Genomic DNA, 19,030 nt, shown 5'->3' with positions numbered 1-19,030 from the left:
CGGTGATTCCCGGTGACTCGCAGCTCAAGTACTGTCTCAAGATCAGGCTCGTACCGACTGTGGGAAGGCTGTTCGCGGTCGGACCTGGCTCCCAGGGGCGTGCATGCTAAACGAAGCATCAGGCGATCCACTGACCATTCCGTACGATTCGCTGTCCACCTTCGTGCAGGAGATCTTCGGTCCGCTTCCCCGAGTGGACCAACGACGCTGGGCTGAGGCATATGTGCGCGGCCTGGTGCTCCTCACCGGAAAGAAGTCCCTGCGGCGCATCGCCGAGGAGATCCTGTCGTTGCCCGCCACCCAGTCGCTCCAGCAGTTCCTGAACCAGAGCCCATGGGACTGGGATCCGGTGCGGATGCTGCTGGCGCACTATGTCACCCGGCAGCGTCCGTCGCGGGTGCTGGTCATGAACCGCGTGTTCATCCCCAAGCGGGGCGGGCACTCGGTCGGAGTGGGACGCCGGTACGTCCCGCAGGAGGAGCGGGTCATCAACTGCCAGGTCGGGCTGGGCGCGTTCCTGCTCGGCGACGACCTGAGCGTCCCGGTGAACTGGCGGATCGTGCTGTCCGGGCAGCGCCTGGCCGAACCGGAGCGGTCGGTGCCCGTCCCGGCGGACGCCGTGCTCCCGGACGAGGGCGCGTACATGATCGACATGCTGGAGCAGATGACCGCCGACTGGGGGCTGGTGCTGCCCCCGGTCGTCGCGGACCTGCGCGGCGCCACCCTGGCCGAGGCGCGGTCGGCCGAGCGGCTGATCGACGACCTGGAGCGCCGCGACCTCGGGTTCATGGTGGAGACCGACGGCATGGCGGAGGTCTGCCGGCCCGGCACGGGACAGGGGAACGTGCCAACGAGGGCGGCCGACCGGTTGCTGAACGGCACGGTCCAGCGCCATGACGTGCTGCTCTCGGCGACGCGCCGGCTCCAGCTCCGCTCGACCGTGGTGCACAACGGCCCGCGGGCGCGGCGGCTGATCGGCATGTGGTCGCCCGCCCGCAAGCGGGTCACCCGGTTCTGGGTCACGAACCTGCTCGACATGCGTGTCGAGGAGGCGATCTCGCTGGGCCGACTGCGCGAGCGCGTCCGGGCGGACGTCCGGGACCTGGAGGGCAACTTCGGGCTCCGCGACTTCGAGGGGCGCTCGTACCGGGGCTGGCACCACCACATGACGCTGGTCTCGGCCGCGTTCGTGTTCCATCACCTGGGCTGGCAGGACTCGCTCTGGCCCGACCCGGGGGAGCGCGAGCTCGACCTGCCCCTTCAGCGCACGCACGAGTGACGGACGGCCGGGTCCGCTGCGACCTCACAGCGCGGCGGACCCGGCCGTCCCGGGCTCTGGGCCCGGCCCGTCTCCCCGCGACAGCGCCCGGGAACGCCGACGCGAGTGGCGCGCTATTGCTTGTCGAGCGTGCGGAAATAGCGTGAGCGCCCCACCCACCGGCGAGGAGTTCCAGCGTGCCCATCGGGATCGTCCGCCCGGCACGACCACCTCGGACCTCGCGACCGCCGCCGCCCTGACCTGGCACAAGGAGACACCATGGAACTGGACGGACGGGTCGCCGTCGTCACCGGAGGCACCCGCGGGCTGGGCCTCACGATCGCCCGGGAGTTCCTCCGCGAGGGGGCCTCGGTGGTCTGCGCGGCCCGCACCGGGGGCGAGTTCAAGACGCTGCTGGACGACCACCCGGGCCACGTCCGCTACCAGCGGGCGGACGTCACCGACCCCGACTCGGTGGAGGCCCTCATGACGTCGGCCGTCGACGCGTTCGGCGCGCTCGACGTCGTCGTCGCCAATGCCGGGGTGAACCGGGACGGCAGGGCCGAACGGCTCGCCGTGCCGGACTGGCGAGTGATGATCGACACCAATCTGACCGGCGTGTTCCTGTGCACCCGGGCCGCGGTCCCTCACCTGCGCGAACGCGGCGGCGCGATCGTCAACCTGTCCTCGATCATGGCGTCCAGGCCGACCGTCGGAGCCGCCGGGTACTCGGCCAGCAAGGCGGCGGTCGAGGCCTTCACCCGCGTCACCGCCATCGAGCTGGGCCGCTACTCCATCCGCGTCAACGCGCTGGCCCCAGGCTTCCTTGACGAGGGCATGGGCCGGGCGGTCAGCCGCAACGACAAAGTCTGGGAGGCCTACCGCAGGCGGTTCGCGCTCGGCCGCGTCGGGGAGGCGCGGGAGGCGGCGCGCGCGGCGGTGTTCCTCGCCTCGGACGAGGCGTCCTACGTCAACGGGAGCGTGCTCGAGGTGAGCGGCGGGCTGCTCTGGTCCTGACCCCGCCGACGGAGCCCGGGCGAGACAGTGGCATGCCAGCGCCTTTCAAGGGCGGCGTGCGAAGGTCGGTCCCACGGCTGGATCGCCCATGGACCGGAGGCAGTCATGCTCGAACAGACACGGGATATGACGACCACGTTGACGCTCGCGGCCGGGAAGGTCGCGGTTCTGGCGAGCGAGCACGCGGTCGAGGCCGATGCCCGGCGGGCCCTGTCGCCCGAGGTTGTTCAGGCGCTGGTCAACGCCGGTTTCGCCCGGCATTCGGTTCCGGTGGCGCAGGGCGGCGCGGAGGCGTCGTTCTCAGAGCTGCTCGCGGCACTCGTCGAGGTCGGGAAGGGCTGCGCCTCGGCGTCGTGGTGCGGTCTCACGCTGGCCTCGTCCGGACGCATCGCCTCGTTCCTGCCCGCCGAGGGACGCGAGGAGATCTGGGACCTCGGCGCGGACACGCCGCTGGCGTCCGCGCTGCCCCCGGCGGGGAGGGCCGTCCGGGTGCCCGGCGGCTGGGAGCTGTCGGGGCGCTGGGCGTTCGTCAGCGGGATCGACTTCGCGGAGTGGGCCCTGGTCTGCGTCCTGACGAAGCGCGAGGACGAGGTGGAGCCCCTGTTCTGCGCCCTGCGCAGGGACGAGTACCGGATCGATGACACCTGGTTCACCCTGGGCATGCGCGGCACCGGAAGCCGCACGGTCGTCGTGGACGGTGTGTTCGTCCCCGACCGCCGGACCTGCGCTCAGCGGGACGTGGTCGCGGGACGGAACGGGGAGGCCGCCCCGGCCGGGAGGGGTGTCCCGGTCCGGGGTGCGATGCCGCCGCTGTTCGTCGCCCCCGCGCTCGGCGCGGCGCTGGCGGCGCTCACCGTGTGGGCGGGCGAGCTGCGCGCCAAGAAGCGTGACGGGCTGCCCGTCCCGCGCCACCCCGGCCTGCGCGAGGTGCTCGCGCGGTCGTCGGCCGAGCTGGACGCCGCCCGCCTGGTGGTCGAGCGGGCGAGCGCCGTCGCCGACGCCGGGCAGGTGAGCGAGGACGACGTGGTGCGGGCCGCGCGGGACGCCACGCTCGCCGCCGACCTCGTCCGCGCGGCCGTCAACCGGTTGGTCCGGCAGGGCGGGACGTCCGTGCAGACCGACGGGCATCCGCTGCAACGGGCGTGGCGCGACGTGAACGGCGCGCTCTCCCACGCGATGCTGCGCCCCGAGTTCTCCGCCGCGCCCTTCACCGAGCGGGCCTACTGGCCCGTCGGCTGAACGACGCCCGCCGGGCGGAACAGGTCCGCCCGCCCGAGCGCGGCGGCGCCCATGCGGAGCCGCGCGAAGCCGACGACCTGTCCTGCCATGATCCGCAACTGTGTCCGGTAGTGCTCGACGGGCACGCCCGCCTCCTCGAAGCACGGTTGGGACGAGTTGACCACCACGCCCAGCGGTGTCGGCCAGCCGCGCAGCGCGTGCGCCGTCCCCCGCATCTGGGCGAGCGTGGCGGCCGGGCCCTGCCAGCCCGCTCCGGTGGCGATGCAGCCGACCGCCCGTCCGTCCAGGTAGGGGCGGGCGTCGTCACGCAGGTCCTCCGCGTGGTCCAGGGCGTTCTTCAGCAGCCCGGACATGCCGCCGTGGTAGGCGGGAGAGGCGACCAGCACGCCCTCGGCCGCGCGCAGCGCCTCCACGAAGCGGCGGGCCCGGGCCGTCCGTGCGGACGACCCGGGGCGGTAGGCGGGCAGGTGCAGCTCCGCCGCCGTCAGCAACAGCGGCTCCGCGCCGAGGTCGGCCGCGGCCGACAGCGCGAACCGCAGCGTCCGCTCACTGGTGGACCCGGCGCGGATGGTCCCGCCGATACCGACGACCAGCGGTCGGGAGTGGCTCGACATCACACCCGCTTCGCGGCGGACCCGTCCAGCGCCGCCCCGTTCACCAGGTCCAGTAGCTCGCGGGGGGTGCGCAGGTCGGCGAGAACCTCGTCGTCCACGCCGACGCCGACGGTGCGCTCGATCAGCGCCGAGGTCTCCATCAGGGCCAGCGAGTCGTAGCCGAGGTCCTCGAAGGCGACGTCCAGGCTCTCCTCCGGGGCGAGCCCGGAGCCGGTGTCGCCCGCGGCCTCCACCAGCATCCGGAACAGGTCGGCGGCGGTCAGCTCGGTCATCGGTGTCTCCTCTGTTCGTCGGTCGGTCGGTTCGTCGGTCAGTTCGTCGGTCGGGGGCCGCGCAGGACGAGCGCGGAGTTGAAGCCGCCGTGCCCGCGGGCCAGCACCAGGGCCGTCCCGATCCGGGTCTCGCGGGGCGCGCCGGTGACGAGGTCGATGCCGTACCCGTCCGGGACGTCGGCGGTGTGCGGGGTCGGCGGGATCACCGAGTCCCGCATCGCGAGCAGCGCCGTGACCGCGTCCACCGGGCCGCCACCCGCGCCGAGCCGTCCGAAGCCCGCCTTCGGCGCGGTCACCGGCACCCGGCGCGGTCCGAACACGGCGGCGAGCGCGTCGGCCTCGACCCTGTCCGGGCCGGGCAGGCCCGCCGCGTCCGCGAAGACCACGTCCACAGTGGTCACACCCGCGTCCGCGAGCGCCAGCTTGATCGCCCGCCGCAGCGCGGGCGGACGGTCTGATCCTGGTGGCGGGTCGAAGGTGGCGGCGTGCCCCGCGATCTCGCCGAGCGGCGGGACGTCCCGGTCCCGCGCCGATCCGGCGTCCTCCATCACCAGCACCGCGCCGCCCTCGCCCGGCAGGTGCCCGCCCGCGTCCCGGTCGAACGGCCGGTACGCGAGCCGGGGGTCGCTCTCGCGGCTGACCCGGCCGTGCGAGTTCTGCGCGATGAAGCCCCACGGGTCGAACGCGGAGTCGAAGCCACCGCCGACGATCAGCCGCGCGCCCCGCCGGATGCTGCGGCGGCCCTGGCCGAGCGCGTCCAGACCGCCCGCCTGCTCGGCGACCAGCACGCCGCACGGCCCGCGCATTCCGTGCCGGATCGAGATCTGGCCGGTGTTCGCCGCGTAGAACCAGGCGAACGACTCGTACACGCTGACCAGCTTCGGGCCCTGGCTCCAGAGCTTGCGGAACTCGCGGTGGGTGAACTCCGAGCCGCCCTGCCCGTTGGACAACACGACGCCGAGGTCCAGGTCGGACAGGCCGGAGCCGTCCAGGCGGGCCTGGTCGAGCGCGGCCGCGGCGGTCGCGAGCGCCAGCCGCGTCACGCGGTCGGTCTGCGCCAGCAGCCGGTCCGGCAGATGCCGTTCCGGCTCGAAGCCGCGGACCTGCCCGGCCAGCCGCACCGAGCACGCCGAGGCGTCGAACCCGGACACCGAGCCGACGCTCGTGCGGCCGTTCAGCACCGCCTGCCAGTGCCGCTCGACGTCCAGGCCGCTCGGGGTGATCGCGCCCATGCCCACCACGACGGGATGGGGGCGCGTGTACGAGGCGGCGGCGCCCCGCGCGACCGTCGGCGCGCTCACCGCGCCGCCAGGTCGGTTCGCCGCAGGACCATCGCGCTCTGGAACCCGCCGAACCCGCTCCCGACCGTCAGCACCGCGTCGAGGTACAGGTCCCGGGCCTCGAGCGGGACGTAGTCGAGGTCGCATTCCGGGTCGGGCACGTGCAGGTTCGCGGTCGGCGGGACGACCCCGTGCGTCAGCGCCAGCGCCGACGCGGCGATCTCGATCGACCCGATCGCGCCGAGCGAGTGCCCGACCATCGACTTGATGGAGCTCACCGGCACCCGGTACGCGTGCCTGCCGAGGCTGCGCTTGAACGCGGCGGTCTCGTGCCGGTCGTTCTGCTTGGTGCCGGACCCGTGGGCGTTGACGTAGCCGACGTCCGCGCCGTCCAGCCGGGCCTCGTCGAGCGCGGCGTCGATGGCCTCGGCCATCTCGGCGCCGTCCTTGCGCAACCCGGTCATGTGGTAGGCGTTGCAGCGGGTCGCGTAGCCGGAGATCTCCGCGTAGACCTGCGCGCCCCGGCGGCGCGCGTGCTCGTACTCCTCCAGCACGAACATCGCCGCGCCCTCGGCCAGCACGAACCCGTTGCGGCTCGCGTCGAACGGGCGGGACGCCCGCTCCGGCTCGTCGTTGCGGGGTGTCGTCGCCTTGATCGCGTCGAAGCACGCCACCACGATCGGGGTGACCGGGGTGTCGGACCCGCCCGCGATCATCGTGGTGACCGCGCCCTCGCGGACCAGCTCCACCGCGTACCCCACCGAGTCGATGCCCGAGGTGCAGCCGGTCGAGACCATCGTGACCGGGCCCTCCGCGCCGACCTCCCAGGCGACCTCGCGGGCCATCGCGGCGGGGACCAGGTAGTCGAACATGTGCGGGGACAGGTGGTCCTCGCTCATCACCCAGTGCCGTCCGCTGTCGGACAGCACCAGGTACTCCTGCTCCAGGCTGGTTGCCGCGCCGACCGCGCTGCCGACGCTGACCCCGACCCGTCCGGGGTCGAGCAGGTCGAGGTCGAGGCCGCTGTCGGCGACCGCCTCGCGCGCGCACACCACGGCGAACTGCGCCGCGCGGTCCAGCCGCCGCCGGTGCCGGGGCGAGATCCCCTCGAACGCCGGGACGAAGTCGCACTCGCCCGCCACCTGTGACCGGTGGTTCGCGGGGTCGAACAGTGAGATGCGGCGGGTCGCCGTGCGGCCCGCCGTCAGCATTTCCCAGAAGGCCTTCGTCCCCGGGCCGCCCGGGGCCCGGACTCCTATTCCCGTTATGACGACTCGCCGGCTCATGGGCAACCTTTCCCGTCGGGAACACGATAACGCCCAGAATGGTCCGGAAATGTCGCCAACGGCTAGCGCGCCGGTGGAGCCCCAAAACAAGCCGCGCGCTAGGGACCGTCGAGTTCCGAAGAATGGTCTCCTGCCCTCCGTCGCGTGGCGGCGATAACGAAACCGGTCCGGACGCGTCGCGATGACGCGTCCGGACCGGTTCGTCTTTCGGGACCGTTCCCGGCCCGTGTTCCGGCCGTGTTCCGGTTCGTGTTTCAGGCGCGCAGCCAGCTGAGCACGCGGTTCCGGACGAGGCCGTCGATGGTCGTCGTGGCGTGCAGCGTCAGCCGGTCGCCGTCCAGCTCGGCCCGGCGGGTCTGCTCGGTGCCCGGCCAGTCGGGCCGTTCGGCGACCTCGATCCGGTGCGACACCCGGTCGCCCGACGCCGTCCAGCGGCCCGCGTAACCCATGTACCGGGGCCCGGGACCGGGCGTGGAGCGCATCATGCTCACCGCGACGTGCCCGTCGGAGGTGTAGATCAGCAGCCCCTCCGGGGCCGGGCCGAGCGGGTCGTCGACAACCCGCCCGGCCTCGTCCACGTCGTGGAACGCGGCGAGCCGCCACGTCCCGACGAGCTCCCCGGCCGTCACGGCTCCCCGGTGATGGCGACCACGCGCGTCCAGCCCGCGCCCGCGCCGCCGACCGGCACCGGGAAGCACGCGACCGTGAACCCGGTCGGCGCGGGCAGGTCGCCCAGGTTCGCGAGCTTCTCCAGTTGCAGGTACTCGCGGGTCCGGCCGTAGAGGTGCGCGGGCCACAGATGCCGGTTGTCGCCCGTCCGCCGGTAGTCCTCGATCATCGAGCGCATCGGCCGGTCCAGTCCCCACGCGTCGATGCCGATCACCCGGACGCCCCGCTCGACCAGGTACGCCGTGCCCTCGCCGCTCAGCCCGGCGTACGAGGTGAGGTAGTCGGCCGATCCCCAGAGCGCGTCGGCTCCGGTCCACAGGAGCACGATGTCGCCCGCGGTGAGCTCGTGGCCGATCGCGGCGAACGCGTCCTCCAGATGCGCGACGGTGATGGCCTCGCCCGCCGGGACGTGGCGCACGTCCAGCCGCACCCCGGGCCCGTAGCACCACTCCAGCGGGACCTGGTCGATGCTCTTGGCGGGGGTGCCGCCGCTGAGCGGGCCGTAGTGCAGCGGCGCGTCCATGTGCGTGCCGGTGTGGGTGGTGAGCGTCACCGTCTCGTTGGAGATCGCCATCTCGTCGGGGAAGTCCGCCGGGGACAGGCCGAGCACGGTCGCGCCCGTCCGGTGGTCGAGCAGGTCGACCTTCACGGGCGTCGCCTCGCTGGGGGAGTCCCGGAGCGTGACACTCAGGTCCACGAGCCGCGTCACGCGACGCGCTCCCGCGCGGCGGCGATGCGCTCCGACTCGTCCTTCACCGCGCCGAGGTCGGCCACGCTGTTCCGCTCCACCGCGGCCTTGATCATCTCGTCGGCCTGCTCGTAGGTGTACCGGCCCGCGACCTTGCCGTCCTCCGGGTCGCGCGGCTTGAAGTCGTGGGTCAGCACGAGTTGGGTGCGCTCCGTCCCGAGCGCCAGCGCCCGCCACTCGCCGCCCATGTAACCCATCAGCGGCGCGTTCTCCAGCTGCCGGTAGGCGATGACCCGCCGCTCGGCGTCGATGTCCCGCCGCGACACCCAGGACTGGATGGACCCGCTCACGTCCACCACCAGCCGCGCGATCTGGTGCGACGGGGACTCCTCGAAGATCTTCACCTCCTGCGTCGGAGGGAAGATGCGCGCGTACCCCTCGACGTCGACGAGGACCTTCCAGACGATGTCCGCGGCAGCCTCGATCGTGACGGTGTGCTCGGTGTGGTGCATGACGGATCCCTTCCTGGACGGCGCGGTGAGCAGGTTCTCGTGGTTGGCGTAGGCGGCCTCGTAATCGATCCTCGAGCGCCAGCGGGAGATGTGCTCGTGGACGTGCGGCAGCTCGGAGAACGCACGCAGCGTCTCCAGGTCCGGGACGGCGAACTGGGCGACGGTGTGCCCGGTCATGCCCCTGGCGTGCGCGTCCACCGGCAGCGTGAAATGGTCGCCGTGACCGAAGTCAAGCACCAGCCCGGAGTCCAGTGCCACCTTTCCCAGTTCGGCGAAGAACTGCTCCCGTTCGGGCGCGGTCACCGAGTCGGCGAAGCGATAAATCAGCGTGTGGATAATCAACGGGATACTTCCGTTCAGGTTGCCCGCCCAGTGTGCGTAAGGCTATGGAGGCGATCTCGAAGACCGCTGAACTCTCGCTGACGGACGGGGCGCGGAACGGGGCCGTGCGGAACCATGTGCCGAAGCGGGGGCGGGTCTCCGTGGGAATTTGGTAATCTGCGGATGTGGAAATCCGGATACTCGGTTCGCTGTCCGTCACCGAGGGTGACGTTGAACTGATTCCCAGTGCGCCCAAACTGCGGCAGATTCTCGCACTTCTGCTGTTCAACGAATCCCATGTCGTCCCGACGGGATCGCTGCTGACCGAACTGTGGGACGAGTCACCGCCGCGCAGCGCGATGACCACGCTCCAGACCCACGTGCTGCGGTTCCGGGTGATGCTCGCCGAGCGGCTCGGCCTGACTCCCGCGGCGGTCGCCGGGGACATCCTGCAGACCCGGCGCGGCGGCTACCGGCTGACGCTCGGCGCGACGAGCTTCGACCTGCGCGAGTACCGCGAGCTGGAAGCGCTCGGGGCCGAGGCGCTGCGGGCCGGCGACCGGGTGGCGGCGAGCCACCGGTTCGCCGAGGCACTCGACCAGTGGCGCGGGCCCGCCCTGCTGGACGTCGCGCAGGGCCGGCTGCTGCGCGCGGCGGTCGCGCGGCTCGACGAGTCCCGGCTGAACGTCCTGAGGCTGCTGCTCGACGCGCAGCTGAGCGAGGGACGGCACCGCGAGGTGCTGAGCGTGCTGGCGCGGCTGGTCGTCCACCACCCGTTCGACCAGGGGCTGCACGGGCAGTTCATGGTGGCGCTGCACCGCTCCGGCTATCGGGCGCGAGCCCTGGAGGTCTTCGCCCGGCTGCGGGAGGACATGTTCCGCGAGCTCGGCGGCGGGCCGTCGGCGGAGCTGGTGCGGCTGCGGCACATGATCCGGGTCTCGGACGCCAGCATCCTCGAGGGACGGATGGTTCCGGCGGCCGGGGCGTAGCGCCCCCGGCCACCGGGCGGCCCGCGCGGGATCAGAAGGAACTGGCCACCGCGGGCACCTCGGGCATGCCGGACGAGCGCGGCAGGGACACCACGGTCACCTCGTCCAGGCCGGGGTCGGAGGCGAGCACCGACTGCTGGAGCGCCTGGAGCCGATGCGACGGCTCCAGCCCGAGCTCGTTCACCATGTTCTGCCTGAGCTGCTGGAACGCTTCCAGCGCCCGCCCCCGGTACCCGGACCGGTAGAGCGCGATCATGAACTGCGCGTGGAGGTCCTCGCGGAACGGGTAGTGCGTGACGAGTGTCGCGAGTTCGCCCAGCATCTCCCGGTGCATGCCGAGCCTCAGTTCGAGCTCGATGCGCTGGTCCAGCATCGTGAGCCTGGATTGTTCCAGTCCGGCGACGGCCGCGCGTATCAGCGGGCCCGGGACGACGTCCGTCAGCGCCGGGCCACGCCACAGCCGCAGCGCCCGCCCGAAGCTCTCGGCCGCCGTCCGCAGGTCCGCGTCGTCGATGGCGCGGCTGCCCGCCTTGCTGAGCCGGTGGTAAGCGGACAGATCGAACACCGCGCTCTCGCGGACGAACAGGTAGCCGTTCTGCGTGGTGCGCAGGATGTCGTTGGCGACCTCGGCCGCCGACAGTCCCATGGCCTCGGCCAGCTGCTTGCGCAGCCGGAACACGTAGGTCTGGAGCGTGGCGGGCGCGGTCTTCGGCGGATCGTCGTCCCAGAGCTCCTGCATCAGCGCCGAGATGGGCACGACGCGGGAGTGGTTCAGCAGGAGGAGCGCGAGCACCTTGCGCGGTTTCCGCGCGGTCGGCGTCATGTCGACGGAGATGTTGTCGATGGACAGGGGGCCGAGCACTCTGATGTTCACTTGCACCCTCCGTGTGGGAGCGTCAAGAAAGGGAGACGACCGCTGACGAGGTGTGCGGCGACCAAGCGTCCGAGAGTTGCCTAGGTACAGCAGTAACGGACCTGCGGCCTTTTCCCGTCAAGATTGTCGCCTTGCACTGTTGGTACTACTCCCGGGACTGCCTGCCAGCGGGCCTCCCGCGCCTTCGGACCTGCTACCGCCGTTCGACCGAACTTTGAGACCGGGGTGCCAGCGTTCTCGTTGTTCGCTGAACTCCCGAATCCTGGACTCTCAGAGGAAGCGCGGCATGACCCAGACGCAGGTTTCCCAAGTCGACCCCCAGGACGAGCTCCGTGCGATCTATGTGGCGCATTACCGTTTCCAGTACCTGAGTGCCGCCTTCGAGTTCGGGCTGTTCTCCGTTCTCGCCGAGGCCCCCGGGCTGACACGGGCCGAGATCGCCGGACGGCTCGGCCTGGAGGAGCAGCCCGCCCGCATCCTGCTGCTGGGCCTCACCGCGTTCGGGCTGGTCCGCAAGGACGGTGACCGGTACTCCAACAGCGCGATCACCGAGCCCCTGGCGTCCAACACCGACCAGGTCCCGGCCGCGTTCATCCCGTACCACCAGCACATCACCTACCGTTCGATGGGCTGGTTCCACGAGTCGCTGAAGAAGAACACCAACGTCGGACTCCACCGGGAGTTCGGGGACGACGCGACGACCCTCTACGCGCGACTGGCCACCGACCCGGGGCTGGAGCGCGCGTTCCACAACGCGATGGGCGGGTTCAGCCAGAAGGTGTCGGATGAGCTCGCCGCGACTCTCGACCTCTCCTCGTACGCGCACGTCCTGGACGTGGGCGGCGGCACGGCCGTCAACGCGACCAAACTCGCGCGCCGCTGGCCGCACCTGCGGGTCACCATCCTCGACCTGCCCACCGTCGCCGAGGAGGCCAACGCACGGTCGGCGAGCGCCGGTCTCGGTGACCGGGTGCGCGCGATCGGCCTGGACGCGTTCGGGGACGAGTTCCCCGAGGGCGACTACGACTGCGTGCTGTTCGCGCACTTCCTGGAGATCTGGTCGGTCGACCGGATCCGCGCGGTGGTCGGGAAGGCGGCGCGGGCGGCGGGGCCGAACGCCGGGATGTTCGTCGTCACCCCGTTCCAGGACGACGCGGAGACCGGACCTCAGCACGCCGCCGAGCTGTCGGCGTACTTCCACGCCGTCGCGTCGGGCGAGGGCATGGTCTACACGCCGAAGGAGTACGAGAGCTGGATGTCGGAGGCCGGGTTCCGCCCGGCGGGCCGCGCCTATGTGAACAACCTCGTGGACCACATCGTGATCTCCGGGGTGAAGAGCGGAGACGCGGGCCGGACGGCGTCATGACGGCCGAGAGCATCGAACCGGCCCCGTTCATCCTGGACCGGACCGGCGCCGACATCCATGGCGAGGCGGCGCTGCTGCGGGCGCGCGGGCCGGTGACGCGGGTGGTGCTGCCGGGTGGCGTGGCCGCGTGGTCGGTCACCGGGCACGACCTCGTCCAGCGGCTGCTGACCGACCCGCGGATCTCCAAGGACCCGCGCCGCCACTGGACGGCCTTCGCGAACGGCGAGCTCGACCCGGACTGGCCGCTGCTGGACTGGGCCGCCGAGAACATGACCACCTCGCACGGCACGGACCACACGCGGCTGCGCAGCCTGATCGCCAAGGCGTTCACCCCACGCCGCGTGGAGGCGATGCGCCCGCGCGTCGAGCGCGTCACCGGCGCGCTGCTGGACGAGCTGGCGAAGGCCGGTCCGGGCGAGGTCGTGGACCTCAAGGCGGGGTTCGGGACGCCGCTTCCGGGCCGGGTGATCTGCGAGCTGTTCGGCGTCCCCGAGCGGGACCGCGGCGCCGTCCTGCGCGGTGGCGAGGCGAACACCGACACCAGGATCGACGGCGCACAGGCGCGGCGGAACGTCGAGCTGTGGCAGCGGGCGATCGGCGACCTCGTCGCGGCACGGACGCGAGAGCCCGGCGAGGACCTGACCAGCGCCCTGATCCGGGCGCGCGAGGAGGACGGCTCGCGGCTGAGCCACGCCGAACTGCTCGGCACGCTCAACCTGATCCTCAGCGCGGGGTCGGGAACGGTCACCAACCTGCTCTGCAACGCGATCGTCGCGCTGCTCACCCATCCCGGGCAGCTCGATCTCGTCCGCGAGGGAGACTGCTCCTGGCAGGACGCGATCGAGGAGGCGCTCCGGTTCGAATCGCCGATCGCGCAGCTGCCGTTCCGCTTCGCGACCGAGGACATCGAGCTTCCCGGCGTGACGATCCCGCGCGGCGAGCCCATCCTGATCGCCTACGCCGCCGTCGGGCGCGATCCCGACGTGCACGGCGACACCGCCGACGTCTTCGACATCACCCGCGCCGACAAGACGCACCTCTCCTTCGGGCACGGCGCGCACTTCTGCATGGGGGCCTCCCTCGCGCGCGTGGAGGCCGGCATCGCCCTGCCCGCGCTGTTCGCGCGCTTCCCCGACCTGAGCCTCGCCGTCCCGGCCGGACGGCTCGAACCGCGCGGGTCGTTCATCATGAACGCCCACGCCGCCCTGCCCGTCCGCCTGACGAAACCGACCTCATGACCGCCCCATGACGACCATCGGAGCGCCGAACGTGGAACTCACCGGGAAGACAGCGCTGGTGACCGGCGCCTCGCGCGGCATCGGCCGGGCCATCGCCCGCCGCCTCGCCGCGGATGGCGCGCTCGTCGCCGTCCACTACGGAACCAACGCCGACGCGGCCGGGGAGACGGTCGCCGCGATCGAGAAGGACGGCGGGCGCGCGTTCGCCCTCCGCGCCGAGTTCGGCGTGGCCGGCGACGTCGAGACCCTCGCCACCGGCCTGGCGGCCGGGCTTGCCGAGCACGCGGCGGAGACCGGCCTCGACATCCTGGTCAACAACGCGGCGACGGTCAGCTTCGCCACGCTCGACCAGCTGACGCCGGAGGAGTTCGACCGGCTGGTCGCGGTCAACACCAGGGTGCCGCTGTTCCTGGTCAAGCGGTTGCTGCCGGAACTGCGCGACGGCGGGCGGATCATCAGCCTGTCCACGCTGGCGGCCCGCACGGCGGTGCCGGCCGTCGGCTACGTCATGAGCAAGGGCGCGCTCGACATCATGGGACGCAGCCTTGCCGCCGCGCTGGGCGACCGGGGGATCACGGTGAACACGGTCGCGCCCGGCGTCACCGACACCGACGTGTTCGCCGGGCTGCGTGATGACCCGGCCGTCCAGGCGAACCTGCGCGCGGCGACCGCGCTGCGCCGGATCGGCCGTCCCGAGGACATCGCCGACGTGGTCGCCTTCCTCGCCTCGCCCCGCGCCCGCTGGATCACCGGCCAGGTGATCGACGCGACCGGCGGCCTGGCACTGCATCCCCGAACGCTGCACTGAAGATTGGTCAGGCTGCTTGACTTTATTAGTCCGGCAACCTTATAAAGATGCCTGACTAGATTTCACAGTGAAGGGGAGAGGCATGAAGGCGATGCGCTACCACTCCTACGGAGACAGCGACGTCCTGGTCCACGAGGAGGCGGACCGCCCGGTCGCGGGCGTCGGCCAGGTGGTCGTGCGGGTCGCGGGTACCGCGTTCAACCCGGTGGACGTCCCGATCCGCGCGGGCGTGATCCGAGAGGTGTTCCCGGTGGCGTTCCCCCACATCCCGAACTACGACGTATCCGGCGTCGTCACCGAGGTCGGGGAGGGTGTGAGCGGCTGGCGGACCGGCGACACCGTCGTGGCGTTCCTGCCGATGACCGCGCCGGGCGCGGCGGCCGAGTACGTCGCCGTCCCGGCGGACACGCTGGCCGTCGCGCCGCGTATCGGCGAGCTGGCCGACGCGGCGGCGCTGCCGTCGGTCGCGGTCACCGCCTGGCAGGCGCTGTTCGAGCACGCCGGAATCAAGGAGGGCCAGACCATCCTGATCAACGGCGCGGGCGGCGCGGTCGGCGGATACGCGGTGCAGCTCGCCAAGCGGGCCGGGGCCGTCGTGGTAGCGACCGCCAGCGCGCGCAGCGCGGACCGCGTCCACTCCTACGGCGCGGACCGGATCGTGGACTACACCAAGGTCCCCGTCCCGGAGGAGCTGGCTGGGCAGCGCTTCGACGTGGTGCTGCACCTGGTGCGCACCGAGCCGGAGGAGACCGCCCTGTTCGCCGGTCTCGTCGCGGACGGCGGGGCGTTCGTCAGCACGACCGTGCCCGGCCCGGAGGAGATCGGGCGCGGAGTGCGCGCGGCGCAGATGTTCGCGCGCAGTGACGCCGAGCAGCTCGCCGAGCTGGTCCGGCGGGTGGACGCCGGGGAACTGGAGATCGCGGTGGCCGAGCGGCGGCCGGTGACCGACCTCGCCGCCGTGCACGATGCCGCCTTCGCCGGGGATCTGCCCGGTCGGATCGTCCTGGTCCCCTGACGGGGAGAAACCTCGAACGCAAGGAGCGCCCTCATGCCCTCGACGCTGCGATCGGCCGCGGTGGCCTCGACGCTGGACCGGCTTCTGGCCGCCGAAGAACGGCAGGACGTCGCGGCCGCCTTCGCGGCGGCGGGCGTGGACGTGACCGCCGACTATCCCGTCGAGTTGAGCCCGGCGGAGCTGGCCGAACGCGCCAAGGACATCATCATGGCGGTCTCACCGGAGGCGGGACAGCTGCTCCACCTGTTCGCGCGGTCGATCGGCGCGCGCACCGTGGTGGAGTTCGGCGCGTCCTTCGGCATCTCGGCGCTCTATCTGGCGTCGGCGGTGCGGGACAACGGCGGCGGACGGGTGATCACGACCGAGTTCCAGGCGGACAAGGCCCGGCGTGCCCGCGAGAACTTCGCCGCCGCCGGGCTGGACGACATCATCGAACTGCGCGAGGGCGACGCGCTGGAGACGCTGCGGACGCTGCCGGACACGGTGGACCTGCTCCACCTGGACGGCTGGCCGACGCTCCGCCTGCCGGTGCTGGACCTCGTTCGGCCCAGGCTCCGGCCGGGCGCGATCGTGGTCGTGGACGACATCGACCTCGACGTCGGCCTGAACATCCGCGAGGAGTTCCTCGCGCACGTCGACGATCCCGCGAACGGGTTCCTCAGCATGCGAATCCCGGTCCACCAGGGCGTGCAGCTCTGCCTCAACCTCGGCTGACCCCCGCGAGGCACTGCCGTCCCCGGGTGTCCTCACCCCGGGGACGGCAGTTTCACGCCTACCGAACCGTCCTACCGAACCGTCCTACTCAACGGTTTCCGCTGCCGCGAGCGCGATGTCGATGGTGTTCCCGGCGAGGCGTTCGGCGCGGTCACGCGATATCGCGCCCTCGACATAGGTGAAGTTCCACGACATCTGGTCATGGCAGCTGATGGCCACCGACGCGAAATAGCCGACCACCGATATGCCGCCGCAAAAGGTCGCGCCGGACAGCCGCCAACCGCCGATCTCGGCGGGGAAGTCGAAGCGTCCGAGATTGGAGAAGTAGAAGTTGAACGGGCCGTGCTCCTCCATGTACCGGACGAACGGCTCGCTCTCCGCGACGGTGGCCGGACCCAGCTCCTCCAGGATCCCGGCGGCGGCGAAGTGCTCGCCGAGGTCGCGGCGTTCGGCGAGGTCGCGGGCGATGTCGCGGGCCATCGTCCACGGGTCGTCCGGGCGGTAACGGACGGCCGAGGGCAGCGCCGACGCGTACGCGCCGACCTCGTCCTCGGGCACCGGCGGGTCGAGTTCGTCACGGATGCTGATCGGCGAGCCGACCGCGAAGTGCGTCGCGGGCGATCCCGCGGCGTCGCGCGCGACCGCGGAGACCAGGGCGGCGGCCAGCAGACCGTGCATCGACACACCGTTCCGCTTGCAGGCCAGGGCGAGACCCTCCAGCGCGTCCCCGGGGATCGACCGGTGCAGCAGCCGCGTCCGTCGCCGGTCGAACGGGACGAACCGCTCGGCTTCGAGCCGTCCCATCTCGGCCCCGGCCGGGCCGGAGGTCTCCTCGGCGGCGGCCTTGTTCGGCAGCGTGCCCGGCAGCCTGCGGAAACGCGCCGGGAAGGCGGCCTCGACCGGCGGAGTGACGGACCCGCGGTCGCCGTGCGGTGCGGACGCGGACCGTTCCGGCCGGTCGGCGGCGAGCCGCACCCACTCGCGCAGCAGGACGACCGCGGTCGTCGCGTCCGCGATGTAGTGCGGGATGGCGAAGATCAGGTCGTTGACCCCGTCCGGCTGGCGGATCACGACGGCGCGGGAGAGGGGGCCCCGCCGCCAGTCGATCGGGGTCGGGAGCTCCTGCTCGTCCGCCTCGCGTGCCCAGCGCTCCTCGTCGGCGCGGTACAGGACGACCTCGCGCAGTGGGATCGCCCTGCCGGTCGGCACGAAGTGCGGATCCCCGCCGGCCGGGTTCGTCCTGACGGCCACGCGGAGCAGCGGGTGCCGCGCCTGAAGCGCCCCGAGGGCTCTCGTCAACGTCTCGGACGAGGGGTCCCCCTCGAGGCGGACGCGGGCGCAGACGGTGAGCGGGGCGAGTTGGTCGGCGATCCAGTACCAGCGTTCCGAGGGGCTCAACGCGCGGGTGTCGTCCATGCGGGCCGTCCTAGAAGAAGGCGTCAAGAATTGATGAGAATGATGGTTGACCGCGACTCTAGCGCGACGGGGAAAAATGGGCCCGAAGAAATAGCGGTGACGTAAATCACGAGCCGTGGGAGGGGGTGTGCCAGCCAGAATCCAGCGATTTTCAAGATGGGCGTGGAGAAATCTCGGATATGGCAGAACCGATGGCCGCCCAGGTCCCCAGCGTCCCCGAAGTCCCCGTCGTGCGGCTCGACCCGTCGGGCGCCGACCATCACGGCGAGGCGGCGCGGATGCGCGCGCTCGGACCGGTCGTCCGGGCCGTCCTGCCCGGTGGCGTCCGGATGTGGGCCGTCACCGAACACGCGCTGCTCGCCGAGCTGGTCACCGACCCGCGCGTCAGCCGGGACTGGCACCACTGGGAGGCGCTGCGGCGCGGCGAGATCCCCGCGGACTGGCCGCTGCTGAACGTGATCCGAATCGACAGCGTGATGTCCCGCGAGGGCGCGGCGCACCAGCGGCTGCGTCGCCCGCTGACCCGCACGTTGACCCGCAGGCGGGTCGAGGCGCTGCGGCCCCGGATCGAGGAGATCGTGGCCGCGCTGCTGGACGAGCTGCCCCGGCACGCCCGCCCCGATGGCGTGGTCGAGCTGCGCGAGCACTTCGCCTACCCCTTCCCGATGCGGGTGATCTGCGAGCTGATCGGCGTCCCCGAGCCGTGGTGGCCCCGGTTCCGGCGGCTCATCGACGGCGTCGTCCGCGCGAACACGACCGCCGAGGAGACCGGCGCGTTGCAGCGTGAGCGGCACGAGCTGTGGAGCCGGCTGATCGAGATGCGCCGCGCGGCGCCGACCGGCGACCTGACCAGCGCGTTGCTCGCCGTCGGGGCCGAGGACGGTGACCCGCTCACCGACCGGGAGCTCGAGGACACCCTGTGGATGCTCATCGGCGCGGGTCACGAGACCACGCTCGGGCTGATGCTCAACGCGACGCGCGCCCTGCTCACCCATCCGGAGCGGCTCTCGCTCGTCCGCGCGGGCGGCGCGGACGCCTGGAGCGGGGTGGTCGAGGAGACCTTGCGCTGGGACGCTCCGGTGGGCAACTTCCCGGCCCGGTACCCGCTGGAGGACATCACGATCGCCGGGATCACCATCCCCAAGGGCGACGCCATCCTCGCGCCCTTCAGCGGAGTCGGCCGGGACCCGAGGCGGTACGGCCCGGACGCCGGACGGTTCGACCCCGCCCGCCCCGCGGAGAAGCACCTCGCGTTCGGCGGCGGACCGCACGTCTGCCTCGGCGCGCACCTGGCCCGCATGGAAGTGATGGCCGCGCTGCCCGCGCTGTTCGGGCGGTACCCCGGCCTGCGGCTCGCGGTGGATGCCGCCGAGCTGCCACCCGTCCCGTCCTTCGTGTTCAATTCCACGACCAGCCTGCCCGTCCACCTCGGCGGGCCGGGGGCGGGCCCGTGA

The 19,030-nt window shown here is 72.0% G+C and carries 19 protein-coding genes; 10 read left to right on the top strand and 9 right to left on the bottom strand.

Features of this window, described 5'->3' with window-relative positions:
- Positions 1-103 precede the first annotated feature (103 nt).
- The 3 genes from P696_RS50845 to P696_RS0137955 all read left to right on the top strand — a co-directional run bounded on the left by P696_RS50845 (position 104) and on the right by P696_RS0137955 (position 3,514).
- Positions 104-1,279, top strand: coding sequence for an IS701 family transposase (locus P696_RS50845; protein WP_084338827.1), 1,176 nt, complete (start codon positions 104-106; stop codon positions 1,277-1,279).
- A gap of 258 nt (positions 1,280-1,537) precedes the next feature.
- Entirely contained in the window at positions 1,538-2,275 is a 738-nt protein-coding gene (locus P696_RS0137960) for an SDR family NAD(P)-dependent oxidoreductase (RefSeq protein ID WP_026416410.1), read from the top strand.
- Positions 2,276-2,401: 126 nt separating this feature from the next.
- Positions 2,402-3,514, top strand: a complete 1,113-nt coding sequence (locus tag P696_RS0137955) for an acyl-CoA dehydrogenase family protein (RefSeq protein WP_051468777.1) — start codon at positions 2,402-2,404, stop codon at positions 3,512-3,514.
- On the opposite strand, the gene P696_RS50840 is transcribed toward P696_RS0137955, so the two are convergent.
- The 7 genes from P696_RS50840 to P696_RS0137920 all read right to left on the bottom strand — a co-directional run bounded on the left by P696_RS50840 (position 3,496) and on the right by P696_RS0137920 (position 9,177).
- Positions 3,496-4,128 carry an NADPH-dependent FMN reductase gene (locus tag P696_RS50840; protein WP_051468774.1) on the bottom strand — a complete coding sequence of 211 codons (633 nt, stop codon included), beginning with the start codon at positions 4,126-4,128 and terminating at the stop codon, positions 3,496-3,498. The two genes, P696_RS0137955 and P696_RS50840, sit on opposite strands and share 19 nt — an antisense overlap.
- Entirely contained in the window at positions 4,128-4,400 is a 273-nt protein-coding gene (locus P696_RS0137945; protein WP_026416408.1) for an acyl carrier protein, read from the bottom strand. Before P696_RS0137945 ends, P696_RS50840 begins: the two co-directional genes overlap by 1 nt.
- Before the next feature lie 38 nt (positions 4,401-4,438).
- Complete coding sequence (locus P696_RS0137940) at positions 4,439-5,701, bottom strand: ketosynthase chain-length factor (protein ID WP_342669059.1); 1,263 nt, start codon at positions 5,699-5,701, stop codon at positions 4,439-4,441.
- Entirely contained in the window at positions 5,698-6,966 is a 1,269-nt protein-coding gene (locus P696_RS0137935; protein ID WP_026416406.1) for a beta-ketoacyl-[acyl-carrier-protein] synthase family protein, read from the bottom strand. Before P696_RS0137935 ends, P696_RS0137940 begins: the two co-directional genes overlap by 4 nt.
- A gap of 254 nt (positions 6,967-7,220) precedes the next feature.
- On the bottom strand, positions 7,221-7,595 hold the full coding sequence (locus tag P696_RS0137930; protein ID WP_026416405.1) for a lipocalin-like domain-containing protein: 375 nt from the start codon (positions 7,593-7,595) through the stop codon (positions 7,221-7,223).
- A complete protein-coding gene (locus P696_RS0137925) occupies positions 7,592-8,344 on the bottom strand; it encodes a cyclase family protein (protein WP_026416404.1) in 753 nt (250 codons plus the stop codon). Before P696_RS0137925 ends, P696_RS0137930 begins: the two co-directional genes overlap by 4 nt.
- On the bottom strand, positions 8,341-9,177 hold the full coding sequence (locus tag P696_RS0137920) for an aromatase/cyclase (protein WP_026416403.1): 837 nt from the start codon (positions 9,175-9,177) through the stop codon (positions 8,341-8,343). Before P696_RS0137920 ends, P696_RS0137925 begins: the two co-directional genes overlap by 4 nt.
- Before the next feature lie 164 nt (positions 9,178-9,341).
- Between P696_RS0137920 and P696_RS0137915 the strand changes: the two genes are divergently transcribed.
- A complete protein-coding gene (locus P696_RS0137915) occupies positions 9,342-10,145 on the top strand; it encodes an AfsR/SARP family transcriptional regulator (RefSeq protein WP_026416402.1) in 804 nt (267 codons plus the stop codon).
- Positions 10,146-10,176: 31 nt separating this feature from the next.
- On the opposite strand, the gene P696_RS50835 is transcribed toward P696_RS0137915, so the two are convergent.
- Positions 10,177-11,019, bottom strand: a complete 843-nt coding sequence (locus P696_RS50835) for an AfsR/SARP family transcriptional regulator (RefSeq protein ID WP_051468772.1) — start codon at positions 11,017-11,019, stop codon at positions 10,177-10,179.
- 286 nt (positions 11,020-11,305) lie between these two features.
- Here P696_RS50835 and P696_RS0137905 point away from each other — a divergent pair, with 286 nt between their 5' ends.
- The 5 genes from P696_RS0137905 (at position 11,306) to P696_RS0137885 (ending at position 16,160) form a co-directional block, all read left to right on the top strand.
- Complete coding sequence (locus P696_RS0137905; RefSeq protein WP_026416401.1) at positions 11,306-12,385, top strand: methyltransferase; 1,080 nt, start codon at positions 11,306-11,308, stop codon at positions 12,383-12,385.
- Positions 12,382-13,623 carry a cytochrome P450 family protein gene (locus P696_RS0137900; RefSeq protein ID WP_034489050.1) on the top strand — a complete coding sequence of 414 codons (1,242 nt, stop codon included), beginning with the start codon at positions 12,382-12,384 and terminating at the stop codon, positions 13,621-13,623. Before P696_RS0137905 ends, P696_RS0137900 begins: the two co-directional genes overlap by 4 nt.
- Positions 13,624-13,630: 7 nt before the next feature.
- Positions 13,631-14,431 (top strand): SDR family oxidoreductase, encoded by an 801-nt coding sequence (locus P696_RS0137895; protein WP_034489045.1) that lies wholly within the window; start codon positions 13,631-13,633, stop codon positions 14,429-14,431.
- A gap of 82 nt (positions 14,432-14,513) precedes the next feature.
- Complete coding sequence (locus P696_RS0137890) at positions 14,514-15,446, top strand: NADP-dependent oxidoreductase (protein ID WP_026416398.1); 933 nt, start codon at positions 14,514-14,516, stop codon at positions 15,444-15,446.
- Positions 15,447-15,479: 33 nt separating this feature from the next.
- On the top strand, positions 15,480-16,160 hold the full coding sequence (locus tag P696_RS0137885) for an O-methyltransferase (protein WP_026416397.1): 681 nt from the start codon (positions 15,480-15,482) through the stop codon (positions 16,158-16,160).
- 84 nt (positions 16,161-16,244) lie between these two features.
- On the opposite strand, the gene P696_RS0137880 is transcribed toward P696_RS0137885, so the two are convergent.
- Positions 16,245-17,576 (bottom strand): phthiocerol/phthiodiolone dimycocerosyl transferase family protein, encoded by a 1,332-nt coding sequence (locus P696_RS0137880; RefSeq protein WP_026416396.1) that lies wholly within the window; start codon positions 17,574-17,576, stop codon positions 16,245-16,247.
- Between the two features lie 179 nt (positions 17,577-17,755).
- On the opposite strand from P696_RS0137880, the gene P696_RS0137875 reads away from it, so the two are divergent.
- Positions 17,756-19,030, top strand: coding sequence for a cytochrome P450 family protein (locus tag P696_RS0137875; protein ID WP_157430171.1), 1,275 nt, complete (start codon positions 17,756-17,758; stop codon positions 19,028-19,030).

The sequence above is a fragment of the Actinomadura oligospora ATCC 43269 genome (assembly GCF_000518265.1).
Lineage (GTDB): Bacteria > Actinomycetota > Actinomycetes > Streptosporangiales > Streptosporangiaceae > Spirillospora > Spirillospora oligospora.
This window is presented reverse-complemented; position numbering and strand designations above follow the sequence as displayed.

Bases quoted from the DNA above. Each gene is read 5' to 3' on its own strand.
- P696_RS50845 (WP_084338827.1), top strand. From the start codon at position 104: ATGCTAAACGAAGCATCAGGCGATCCACTGACCATTCCGTACGATTCG.
- P696_RS0137960 (WP_026416410.1), top strand. From the start codon at position 1,538: ATGGAACTGGACGGACGGGTCGCCGTCGTCACCGGAGGCACCCGCGGG.
- P696_RS0137955 (WP_051468777.1), top strand. From the start codon at position 2,402: ATGACGACCACGTTGACGCTCGCGGCCGGGAAGGTCGCGGTTCTGGCG.
- P696_RS50840 (WP_051468774.1), bottom strand. From the start codon at position 4,128: ATGTCGAGCCACTCCCGACCGCTGGTCGTCGGTATCGGCGGGACCATC.
- P696_RS0137945 (WP_026416408.1), bottom strand. From the start codon at position 4,400: ATGACCGAGCTGACCGCCGCCGACCTGTTCCGGATGCTGGTGGAGGCC.
- P696_RS0137935 (WP_026416406.1), bottom strand. From the start codon at position 6,966: ATGAGCCGGCGAGTCGTCATAACGGGAATAGGAGTCCGGGCCCCGGGC.
- P696_RS0137905 (WP_026416401.1), top strand. From the start codon at position 11,306: ATGACCCAGACGCAGGTTTCCCAAGTCGACCCCCAGGACGAGCTCCGT.
- P696_RS0137900 (WP_034489050.1), top strand. From the start codon at position 12,382: ATGACGGCCGAGAGCATCGAACCGGCCCCGTTCATCCTGGACCGGACC.
- P696_RS0137895 (WP_034489045.1), top strand. From the start codon at position 13,631: ATGACGACCATCGGAGCGCCGAACGTGGAACTCACCGGGAAGACAGCG.
- P696_RS0137890 (WP_026416398.1), top strand. From the start codon at position 14,514: ATGAAGGCGATGCGCTACCACTCCTACGGAGACAGCGACGTCCTGGTC.
- P696_RS0137885 (WP_026416397.1), top strand. From the start codon at position 15,480: ATGCCCTCGACGCTGCGATCGGCCGCGGTGGCCTCGACGCTGGACCGG.
- P696_RS0137880 (WP_026416396.1), bottom strand. From the start codon at position 17,576: ATGGACGACACCCGCGCGTTGAGCCCCTCGGAACGCTGGTACTGGATC.
- P696_RS0137875 (WP_157430171.1), top strand. From the start codon at position 17,756: ATGGCAGAACCGATGGCCGCCCAGGTCCCCAGCGTCCCCGAAGTCCCC.